We start from the raw sequence: 11,344 nt of genomic DNA on the forward strand, positions 1-11,344 counted from the left end.
CCTTGTTGGACTATACCGACCGCTTCCCCTCGCTCTATGGCCGGATGTGGATGACTTTCGCGCCGGAGGAATGTTATGTGGCCACCGTACTGGTCAATCTGATGAACAAGGAGGACATCGTGCCTTGGAACCACCGTTTTATCCGTTGGAAACATGAAAACGGCAACCGCCCGGCCAATTTGGGATGCGAACACTTCCATTACCTTTTGGAAGACGAATACCTTTTCGCACGAAAAATCGAGCTGCCATGTAGTACGGTGCTATTGGATAGGATAGACCGGTATCTGTTACAAGATAAGGATATTCGTCTGATGCCTACCGGAGGTTGGAGGTATGACGGTTTCCTGAAATACGGGCATGACAAGAAGTTTTGCGATTTCGTCACGCAAATGTGGTGGGACATAGGGGCACGGACGGGAATAGACATGGGATGCGGTGCCGGTTATTACGTATCGCAATGGAGAAGCTGCGGACTTGCGTTTGCCGGATATGACGCGAATCCCCACACTCCGGATTTGTCGGGCATGCTCCTGCCCGAAGGGGATGCTGCCTGCGAAGTGGCAGACCTCACGGAAGAACTGGACATCCCTACCCCCTTTGACATCGTGGTATGCAAGGACGTGCTCCCGTATATCCCGGAGGAATCGGTATCCACGGCCATAGGTAACCTCGCACGACTGTCGTCGCATTTCATCCTGTTAAGTTGGAACGTAACGGAATCCATGGCCACCCTCCCCCATAGGAACATGACGGACGGAGACATCATCCCACATTTTGAAAAGGAAGGTTATACCGTAGAAAAGTATATGACGGCCAGGCTGCACGTCGTTTTAAAAAGGAAAGACTGCTGTGTGCTCACCCGGCAAAACCTGCCACTCATCGACTACTAAGAAACTGTGATATCCCATAAAGAAAAGAGCAGCCCACGTGCCACAGAATGACACATTGGCTGCTCCTTTCTACATATACTGTCAGGCTTTCTTGATATAATCCACAATCCACTGCCCTACTTCCGTCGTCCCGTAACGCTCCCCGCCTTCTACCTGAATTTCCGGCGTACGTACATTGGCATCCAAAGAAGCATTCACAGCCTTGCGAATCAATGCGCCTTCTTCCTTCAAATCAAAGTACTCGAACAGCATGGCCACGGAAAGAATCTGGGCCAAAGGATTGGCGATGTTCTGCCCCTTGGCTTGCGGCCAAGAACCATGGATAGGTTCGAACACTGGCGTATGCTCACCCGTGGAAGCCGACGGCAACAAGCCCATGGAACCGGTAATGCAAGAGCCTTCGTCGGTCAGGATGTCGCCGAAAGTATTCTCCGTCACCATCACGTCAAAGAAACGCGGGTCTTGAATCATGCGCATGGCGGCATTGTCCACGAACATATAATCGGTCTCCACTTCAGGATACTGCGGAGCCATCTCCTTGGCCACCTGACGCCACAGCCGGCTCGATGCCAACACGTTGGCCTTGTCCACCACCGTCAGGTGCTTGCGGCGGCGCATCGCATATTCGTACGCCACGCGGAGGATGCGTTCGATTTCCGGACGTGTATAAGCGTTCGTGTCGTATGCCTTTTCATCATCTTGGTACTTCTCTCCGAAATACATACCACCGGTCAGTTCGCGGATACAAATGAAGTCTGCACCGCGCACCAACTCGTCCTTCAACGGCGACTTGTGAATCAAACAATCAAAAGTCTCCACCGGACGGATATTGGCAAACAAACCTAACTTCTTGCGCATGGCCAGAAGTCCTTGTTCGGGGCGTACCTTGGCCGTGGGGTCATTGTCGAACTTGGGGTCTCCCACGGCAGAAAACAACACGGCATCGGCATCCATGCAGACTTTAAACGTTTCTTCGGGGAACGGGTCGCCTACTTTGTCAATGGCTTCCGCACCGCAAAGTGCATATTGATAACTTGCGTGATGGCCGAACTTCTCGCATACGGCATTCATCACTGCGACTCCTTGTTCCGAAATCTCGGGGCCTATGCCGTCGCCCGGCAATACGGCAATCTTTAAATCCATAATATTCAGTTTATATTCGTTATTTCAATCATCAAACATGACTCTCCAAGTCCTTATAATCTTCCTCGATGAGGTTCAGCAACTTCACCGTGGCCTTGATGGCGGCTTCCGTCTGGTCGGCATCCAAGCCGCGCGTACGATATACCTTCCCGTTCCAGTTCCACGTAATGACGGCCTGCACCAAAGCATCCGTCCGACCACCCGGCGGAATACTCACACTGTAATTGGCCAGCCACGGGAACTTCCGCGAAAGGCGGTTCTTATAAATATGGCGGGCAGCCCGCATGAATGCGTCGAACTGGCCGTCGCCGGAAGCATTCTCTTCGTACGCCTCCCCGTTGATTTCCAACTTTACTTGTGCCATCGGTTTCAGGCCGTACGCCGTGGTGACCATATAACTCAACAGACGGACATGCTCCTCCACGGTATCATGCTTCAGCACATCGGACACGATATAAGGCAAGTCCTCCTGCGTCACCAACTCTTTCTTATCGCCCAACTCAATGATACGTTCCGTCACTTTGCGGGTCTGCTCGGGCGACAATTCCAAACCCAATTCCTCCAAGTTCTTGAGGATATTGGCCTTCCCGCTGTTTTTGCCCAAGGCATACTCCCGCTTACGGCCGAAACGCTCGGGCAAAAGGTCGTTGCAATAAAGGTTGGCCTTGTTGTCCCCGTCGGCATGCACACCGGCCACCTGCGTAAACACACTCTCGCCCGTAATCGGACGGTTGGGCGGAATAGGGATGCCGGAATAGCTTTCCACCATCCGGCTCACTTCGTTCAACCGGCTCTCGTCGATGCCGGTCTGTGCATTGAACTGGTCTTTCAATATCGCCTGCACACTGGCCAACGGGGCATTCCCTGCCCGTTCGCCCAAGCCGTTGACCGAGGTATGGATACCCCGGCAACCGCCCAACACGGCAGCCAACACGTTGGAAATGGCCAAGTCGTAATCGTTATGGGCATGGAAGTCGAAATGCACGCCCGGATAGCGTTTCACCATCTTGCGGATGTAACCCAACAAATCCAATGGATTCAGGATGCCCAACGTATCCGGCAACATGAAACGCCGGATTTTCATATATTTCAAGGCATCCATCAATGCAAAAACATAGTCCGGCGAATGCTTCATGCCATTGCTCCAGTCTTCCAGATAGACGTTTACGGCAATGCCCAGTTCTTCGGCATAATCCAAAGAACGACGGATGTCGGCCACGTGCTGCTCCAACGTTTTCTTCAACTGGTTCGTACAATGGTTTTCCGAACCCTTACACAACAAATTGATGTTTTTACACCCGCAAGCATGAATCCAATCCAAAGAAGCGTGTCCGTCTACAAACCCCAAAACTTCCACCCGGTGGAGCCGCCCCGTCTGGCGCGCCCACTGGCAAATGCTACGCACTGCATCCACCTCCCCCTCGGATACCCGAGCCGAAGCCACCTCTATGCGATCCACGTTCAGGTCCTGCAACAGCGCACGGGCTATCATCAACTTTTCATGCGGCACGAAACTTACGCCACTGGTTTGTTCCCCGTCGCGCAAGGTCGTGTCCATGATTTCTATCTTCACAGGATTCGCTTTCATCCTTATCAAGCGTTACAACGCTCCCAATCCTCTATCTTTCCTTTGTTTTCCAACAGGAAGTCGATGTCGTCGAGCGCATTCATCAAACAATATTTCTTGTATCCGTTGATTTCGAACTTCTCACTGCGCCCCGTGGCTTTATTGGTCACCGTCTGGTTCGGCAAATCCACCTCTACCTGCATCTTCGGGTCGGCTTCGATGGAAGCAAATAATTCGGCTAGGAAGTCCTCGCTGACCACCACAGGCAACACAAAGTTGTTCAATTCGTTGTTCTTGTGGATGTCGGCAAAGAAACTGCTGATAACGACCCGGAAACCGTAACCGGCTATCGCCCAAGCCGCATGTTCGCGACTGGAACCGCTACCGAAGTTCTTCCCGGCCACAAGAATCTCTCCCCCGTAAGTAGGGTTATTCAATACAAAATCCTTGTTCACCGTCCCATCGGCATTGTAACGCCAGTCGCGGAACAGGTTTTCGCCGAAAAAACTCTCTTCTCTTGTCGTGGCTTTCAAGAAGCGTGCCGGAATAATCTGGTCGGTATCCACATTCTCCAAAGGAAGAGGCACACATGTACTTGTTATGATATTGAATTTCTGTTTCATAGCTCTATTACATTAATGTTCGCGGATCGGTTATCACTCCTGTCACGGCTGCGGCTGCGGCCACCAACGGACTGGCCAAAACCGTACGCGCACCGGGACCTTGACGTCCTTCAAAATTACGGTTGGAAGTAGACACGGACAATTTCTCTGCCGGAATCTTGTCGTCATTCATAGCCAAACAGGCCGAACAGCCGGGCTGACGGAGCGCAAAGCCTGCCTCCTCAAACACCTTGTCCAAACCTTCGGCCTTAATCTGGTCGGCCACCATCCATGAACCGGGCACCAACCACGCCACCACATGGTCTGCCTTCTTACGTCCTTTCACAATGGAAGCAAAAGCGCGGAAGTCTTCGATGCGCCCGTTGGTACATGCCCCGAGGAATACATAATCCACCGGTTTGCCCAACAGCTTCTCGCCCGGTTGGAAACCCATATAATCCAAGGACTTCAGGTATGACACCCGCCCGGCTTCAGGCACCGTGTCTATCGCCGGTACACTTTCCGTAATGCCGATGCCCATACCCGGATTCGTCCCATATGTGATACGGGGTTCAATGTCCGCCGCATTGAAGGTCAGTTCTTTGTCGAACACGGCATCTTCCCCACTCTTCAAGGTCTTCCAGTAGGCCACGGCTTTGTCCCAGTCTTCGCCCTTCGGAGCATATTCGCGCCCTTTGATGTACTCAAAAGTCACCTCGTCCGGAGCAATGAAACCGCCACGGGCACCCATTTCAATAGAAAGGTTACACAGCGTCAAACGTCCTTCCATGGACAAATTACGTACTACGGAACCGGCATATTCCACAAAATAACCGGTAGCCCCCGAAGTCGTCAACTGCGACATCAGATAAAGCGCCACGTCTTTGGCTGTCACTCCCTTCCCTAATTCGCCTTCCACATTAATGCGCATGGATTTGGGCTTTTGCTGCAGGATGCACTGGGATGCCATCACCATCTCCACTTCAGACGTTCCGATACCGAAAGCCACGGCACCCATGGCTCCATGCGTAGACGTGTGGGAATCACCGCACACAATCGTCATGCCGGGCAACGAAAGACCACGCTCCGGCCCCACCACATGGATGATGCCGTTCTTCGGGTCCATCATGCCGAAGTGGGCCAGACCGAAATCGGCCGCATTCTTGGCCAACGTGTCCACCTGTGTCTTGCTGACAGGGTCCTCTATCGGCTTATCTTGGTCGTGCGTCGGAGTATTATGGTCCGGCATACAATAAATATGGTCGGGACGGAAACATTTCAAGCCTCGGGCACGCATGCCGGCGAAAGCCTGCGGGCTGGTCACCTCATGACAGTAAAGCCTGTCGATGTACAGTTGTTGCGGCCCGTCTTCCACGTACTGTACGACGTGTTTATCCCAAATCTTGTCAAACAGAGTATTTGCCATTGTCGTCTTGGATATTTATTTTTTAAATTTGTTGATACAATCAATGTAAGCTTCCACGGAAGCCGTCACGATGTCGGTGTTGGCTCCGAATCCGTAATACACATGCCCGTCGTATTCCACTTGCATGTGCACCTTACCCACATCGTCCGACCCCTTGCTGATGGCCTGTATGGTGAATTCTTTCAGCACCATCTGGCGTTTGATGATGTTCTTCAATGCCGATATGGCGGCATCCACAGGGCCATTCCCGCTAGCCGAGGCTTCGAACTTCTCACCGGCGATGTCCAATCCGATACAAGCCACAGACTTGACACCCATTCCCGTAGTGACTTGCAAATAGTCGAGTTTCACGGCATGGGCGGCAGCACGGTCGGCACCGGCCAACATCAGGATATCGTCGTCGTTCACTTCTTTCTTTTTGTCGGCCAACTTCAGGAATTCCTGGTAAGTCACGTCGAGACGTTCGCCCTCCATTTCTACGCCCAACACGCTCAAACGGTGTTTCAAAGCCGCCCGTCCGCTACGTGCGGTCAAAACGATGGCATTGTCATCGATACCCACATCCTTGGGATCCATGATTTCGTAGGTCTGCACATTCTTCAGTACACCGTCCTGATGGATTCCGCTGGAATGGGCGAAGGCATTACGTCCCACGATGGCCTTGTTGGGCTGTACCGGCATGTTCATCAAGCTGGACACCAAACGGCTCGTAGGATATATCTTTTGCGTATTGATATTGGTATCGATGCCGATTCCTTTATGGCATTTAAGAATCATGGCCACTTCTTCGAGAGAGGTATTCCCCGCACGCTCACCGATACCGTTAATGGTGACTTCCGCCTGGCGGGCACCGTTCATGATTCCCGCAATCGTATTGGCCGTAGCCATGCCCAAGTCATTATGGCAATGTGTGGACAAGATAGCCTTGCCGGCCGAAAGACCGTCCACATGTTCCATCAGATATTTGATTTTGGCCCCGAACTCCTGAGGCAAGCAATATCCCGTCGTGTCGGGAATGTTCACCACCGTCGCACCGGCCTTTACCACGGCATCCACCACACGGGCCAGATATTCATTGTCCGTACGCCCCGCATCCTCGGCATAGAACTCCACGTCCTCCACATAACGTTTGGCATACTTCACGGCAGCCACGGCACGCTCGATGATTTCCTCACGGTTGGAATTGAACTTATATTTAATATGGGAATCCGAAGTCCCTATGCCGGTATGTATCCGCTTGTGTTTGGCAGCCTGCAGAGCCTCGGCTGCCACATCGATATCTTTCTGCACCGCACGGGTCAACGCGCAAATCGTAGGCCATGTCACTGCCTTTGAAATTTCTATCACCGAATTGAAATCACCGGGACTGGATACCGGGAAACCGGCCTCTATCACGTCCACTCCAAGTGCCTCCAACTGGCGTGCCACCTGGATTTTCTCCACCGTGTTCAACTGGCAGCCGGGAACTTGTTCCCCGTCGCGTAAGGTCGTATCAAAAATAAATAATCTGTCGCTCATATCTTTTCGTTTCATAATCTACTAAAAAAGAAGCCTTTCTCACCGGGAAGTGGGAAAGGCCTTGTATTTTTTACACACTACAACTACGCACAGACCACACTTCCCACCGCAAAACGCAGTCGAATATCCAACATGGCCAATAATGTAATCGTTGTACCCATTACTTCTTCCTTTTTCATTATTCGACTGCAAAGATAAAAGAAATTATCAACTCAAACAAATAAATTAAAAGGAAAAATATTATTAAACTATTATATTATCATTAAAAAGACCTGAAACAAGATTCTTCACCATTAACCTATCTATATTGTTGAACCTGTTCCCGTTTTTACCTCAAAAAACTATTTTCACACACAAAATTTCCTTCGGCATTCTTACAGGTAACCGTAATCAAAAACCATTCAACTCCAACCTTAAAAAGGGAAATTCCCAACAGGTTCAACAGTAATATATACGGAAGGACACTCTATAACAGTAATCCTTCCGTATACACCATGACTTTACTTACGCAAATCCCTCTTGCACGGTGACTCATCCATAAAGAGATAGCTCTTTTGGTATCCGCCGCAATCCACTACTATTTTCTCGAATACAATTCCCGGATCTAAAGGTTTCAAGATAAGCAACTGCATCCCGTCCGCAGATGGAGGAACGGCAAGTTTCACAACCTTCTCCACAACCCTACGAGCTACCGTAGGGTAAAACACATTATACACATTTTCCGGCTCCTCGTTCAAATTGGCATTGAAATTGACCACCTTCTCTTTCCCTCCATCGAAACCGACGGTATACTCGTGGCCTTTCACATCGTGGAAAGCCAACGTGGACTTGACCACCACGTGCACGTTGACTTCCTGCACATTTTCCGGAAGGGCCATCTTGTAAGTCAGCGACGCGCCTTCCACGCCCTCGGTGTAAGGCATCAATGCCACACCGCTCAGCGTACGCCCCAAATAAGGAATGGCCTTCCAATCGGCCGTTGCGGCAGGTTTTGCATCAAAATAATGCTCGGCTTCCATAGACACCACGCCATGCTTGCCCGTAAAGACGTAGCCTCCTTTTTGCCGCCCGGGATTCTCTATCCGGAATACTTCCGGCATGATATTGGCACGGAAGTTATCATTCCACGAGGTATATCCGATATGTTTCTGCGCCATCATGTTTTTCCATTTCCCCCCGGACATCACATTATTGTAGTCATCACATAACAAAGAGTCAAACTTGAATGTCCGTGCCACCTTATCCGCCCAAAAGTTAGCTTGCGGATTGTTCTCCTTATATAACTTATGGTTCATGGCTTGCGCATAATACATCTCATAAAGATTGGCCATGGCTTGCACCGGGAAAAGAATCAACTGCTTGTAAGCGTCATGATACTCCTGCGGCAAAGACAGGTATTGGCGAAGCGCATCGGCCTCCAACTTACGGTATCCATCAGCCACCTGTTTCCACTCGCCGGTTTCTATATTGTAAGTATGGCGGTCCAACATTTCCGGAGTCACACGCCCGTTGTATTTGCTATAAAGGTTGAGGATACGCGCAGCTTCATCTGCCTGTCCTTCTCCAAACTGTCGGGCACAAAAACCACGCGGATGCTCCAACAGGTTATCTGCCGTATACCGTTTCGGGTTCCAAGCCATATCCAAGAACAAAGTAATGGGATACTCCATGGGTTTCAAATCCCCTACATTAAGAATCCATAATTTATCCACACCGTAATCATACGTCAACTGCAACTGCTCCCACATGTTCTGTATGGGAGTCACATTCAACCATTTTGAATTTCTCGGTGCACCGACATAATCCACATGATAATACATGCCCCATCCTCCGGGACGTTTGCGTTCTTCCGCATTGGGCAGACGACGCACATTTCCCCAGTTATCATCGCAAAGCAACATTATCACATCATCGGGTACACGCAGGCCCATGTCATAAAAACGCTGTACCTCTTTATATATGGCCCACACTTGCGGCCGTTCATCAGCAGGTCTGCCAGTCACATCCCTAATGATTTTACGCTGATTTTTAATTACCTTCTCAAGCAAGTTCATATTATATTCGTCACGGTTGACATACTCGTGGTCTGCCCCTTCCTTTCCTCCCATCGGGGCATCACCATCTCCACGCATACCGATGGTTATCAAATCTTCAGTATCTTTCGCACGCTCTATTCCTTCACGGAAAAAACGATCAAGCACCTTTTGGTTCGTCGCATAATCCCATACCCCGTACTGCCTACGTTTACGCGCCCATTCCTGATGGTTGCGTGCCATCGGTTCATGATGCGAAGTTCCCATGATGATCCCCATGTCACGGGCGGTCCTGCTGTTTTCGGGATCATCTGCATAGAAGCTCCATGACCACATGGCCGGCCACATAAAGTTCCCCCGCAAACGAAGAATCAACTCAAATACCCGAGCATAAAAACGGTGGTCTCCATAATTGGTCCCATAGGTATGCTTTACCCATCCAGTAAGGCAAGGGGCTTCATCGTTCAGAAATATGCCCCTATACCTTACAGCCGGTTCGCCGGCCGTATATTCACCACGCTGAATATACAGGTTCTTACGCTGCACCACAGGCACATCTGCCCAATCATACCAGGGAGACACCCCTATCTGTTCTGAAAGTTCATATATGCCATAAATCGTTCCCCGCTTATCACTGCCGATAACGACCCATGCCTCGTCTACTCCATCAAAAGGACGAGAAACAGCTCTCATCAAATATTTCTCACGTTTACCTTCCAATGAAGTTATATCTATCTTTTTCGTCTTTACGAGTTCCTTGACAAATCTGCTCTCCAAAGAACCAACCACAATCAAACGCTTCCCCTTTACGGAGTGGAGAAGTTCGGCCTGCATTCCCGTCACCTTACGGAAATCATCTTGTAAGTTTTTCGCAGCTATGGCAACTCCGATGTCATCTTTTTCATCCAATAATATCGGAGTAACCTCCCCACCCTCAACCAACGTAAAACAATCAGCGGCAGGCTGCCCAAAAGTAATCCCCTTGTTGTCGATAGCCCAGGCTGAACCTATCAGCCAACTCACCGCCAATAATACCATTAACATTCTTCTTTTCCGCATAACCATAAAATCTTATTTGTTTTCAATCATATTGCCATTTTCCCCTAAAAAATCCATTGCAAAGAAACAAACAAAAATCAGAAACTTCATAAAATAACTATTGCGAATATTTTAGCGTATGTAACATCTACCACTTTTTCTTGCAAAAAGCCGATTCCATACATTAAGGTAACAATGCATATAAATTCTTCACTTACATAGAACTGAATTATAAAATAAATATCTGGATATAAGACAAGAACAGGATATACCGGTAGGTTTAGAAGAAAGGAAAGAATGTAACATCAGGTTACATATTCAAAAACGAAATCAGATTATAGTTAAAAAAGACCAAAGCCTACAGTTATCCCAACTAAAATAATACAGTATTCATTCAAACCATTATATAACCACCCCTTTTAAACAGAGATAGCAAATACTTATCATCTCCATCCTTCCGTAAAATCCCCAAATCATGTTTCATTGGTGCCAAAGATTGTGAAAGATGTTTCTTCTCCATACTTTTACACCAGAAGCCAGATAATCCAATGAATTTTTAGTCCCCGCATTCATAATGCAGACCTGCAATGTAGAGATATTGCTTAATATACCATCCAGACAATGACATAATTGGACGATGCTAACGTCGCTTATTCGCTACCCAAAGACAAGCAGGATGTGAACTTTCAGGAACACCATAAAAGATGTCTACGAGTTTGTCCAAACCATTTCTGCCAAAGGACATCATTGTGTCCTGAAGGCCATGGACAATTACAGTGCGTTGCTCATTTACCTGCTTTCAGAGGCCGGGATAACCCGTCAATCTTGAGAAGTCCGCTGAAGATAAAACAACTTTGCCCGTATAATGCTTATCACCACCAAGACAGATGAGATGGATACACAGTTCATCGCCTTTATCAAAAAAGCGGATGGGCCGGGCCACGTCACCTCCACCCGTTGAGCTAAATATACCCCAAATACATTCTCTCTACACAGTGGCTCCCCCCCCTTTATGCCTATACAGCATATTAGCGCCGGAGGATGTGAAAGGGGAACCTCGCAACGGCCATAAAAAAACCCGTTCCCCCGCCCGGCATGGGCCGTGCGCGGGGGAACGGAATGGAAAA

The 11,344-nt window shown here is 49.3% G+C and carries 7 protein-coding genes and 1 pseudogene; 2 read left to right on the forward strand and 6 right to left on the reverse strand.

The genetic code is table 11. The features are described 5' to 3' along the window. Positions 1 to 2: 2 nt before the first annotated feature. A complete protein-coding gene (locus AC5RDV_RS10285) occupies positions 3 to 890 on the forward strand; it encodes a methyltransferase domain-containing protein (RefSeq protein ID WP_282747879.1) in 888 nt (295 codons plus the stop codon). 81 nt (positions 891 to 971) lie between these two features. On the opposite strand, the gene leuB is transcribed toward AC5RDV_RS10285, so the two are convergent. The 6 genes from leuB to AC5RDV_RS10315 form a co-directional block, all read right to left on the reverse strand. Then, positions 972 to 2,033, reverse strand: coding sequence for a 3-isopropylmalate dehydrogenase (gene leuB, locus AC5RDV_RS10290; RefSeq protein WP_282747878.1), 1,062 nt, complete (start codon positions 2,031 to 2,033; stop codon positions 972 to 974). 31 nt (positions 2,034 to 2,064) lie between these two features. Beyond that, on the reverse strand, positions 2,065 to 3,621 hold the full coding sequence (locus tag AC5RDV_RS10295; protein WP_282747877.1) for a hydroxymethylglutaryl-CoA lyase-like TIM-barrel protein: 1,557 nt from the start codon (positions 3,619 to 3,621) through the stop codon (positions 2,065 to 2,067). A gap of 5 nt (positions 3,622 to 3,626) precedes the next feature. After that, complete coding sequence (gene leuD / locus AC5RDV_RS10300) at positions 3,627 to 4,223, reverse strand: 3-isopropylmalate dehydratase small subunit (RefSeq protein WP_282747876.1); 597 nt, start codon at positions 4,221 to 4,223, stop codon at positions 3,627 to 3,629. 7 nt (positions 4,224 to 4,230) lie between these two features. After that, on the reverse strand, positions 4,231 to 5,628 hold the full coding sequence (gene leuC / locus AC5RDV_RS10305) for a 3-isopropylmalate dehydratase large subunit (protein ID WP_282747875.1): 1,398 nt from the start codon (positions 5,626 to 5,628) through the stop codon (positions 4,231 to 4,233). Between the two features lie 15 nt (positions 5,629 to 5,643). Then, positions 5,644 to 7,146, reverse strand: a complete 1,503-nt coding sequence (locus tag AC5RDV_RS10310; RefSeq protein ID WP_008623078.1) for a 2-isopropylmalate synthase — start codon at positions 7,144 to 7,146, stop codon at positions 5,644 to 5,646. 500 nt (positions 7,147 to 7,646) lie between these two features. After that, positions 7,647 to 10,223, reverse strand: coding sequence for a glycosyl hydrolase 115 family protein (locus AC5RDV_RS10315; RefSeq protein ID WP_428388306.1), 2,577 nt, complete (start codon positions 10,221 to 10,223; stop codon positions 7,647 to 7,649). 631 nt (positions 10,224 to 10,854) lie between these two features. Here AC5RDV_RS10315 and AC5RDV_RS10320 point away from each other — a divergent pair. Further along, positions 10,855 to 11,130 (forward strand): annotated as a pseudogene (locus tag AC5RDV_RS10320) (IS110 family transposase); the annotation flags it as partial. Positions 11,131 to 11,344: the final 214 nt, after the last annotated feature.

Source organism: Paraprevotella sp., assembly GCF_986071375.1.

Bases quoted from the DNA above. Each gene is read 5' to 3' on its own strand.
- leuC (WP_282747875.1), bottom strand. From the start codon at position 5,628: ATGGCAAATACTCTGTTTGACAAGATTTGGGATAAACACGTCGTACAG.
- leuB (WP_282747878.1), bottom strand. From the start codon at position 2,033: ATGGATTTAAAGATTGCCGTATTGCCGGGCGACGGCATAGGCCCCGAG.
- AC5RDV_RS10315 (WP_428388306.1), bottom strand. From the start codon at position 10,223: ATGTTAATGGTATTATTGGCGGTGAGTTGGCTGATAGGTTCAGCCTGG.
- leuD (WP_282747876.1), bottom strand. From the start codon at position 4,223: ATGAAACAGAAATTCAATATCATAACAAGTACATGTGTGCCTCTTCCT.
- AC5RDV_RS10310 (WP_008623078.1), bottom strand. From the start codon at position 7,146: ATGAGCGACAGATTATTTATTTTTGATACGACCTTACGCGACGGGGAA.
- AC5RDV_RS10295 (WP_282747877.1), bottom strand. From the start codon at position 3,621: ATGAAAGCGAATCCTGTGAAGATAGAAATCATGGACACGACCTTGCGC.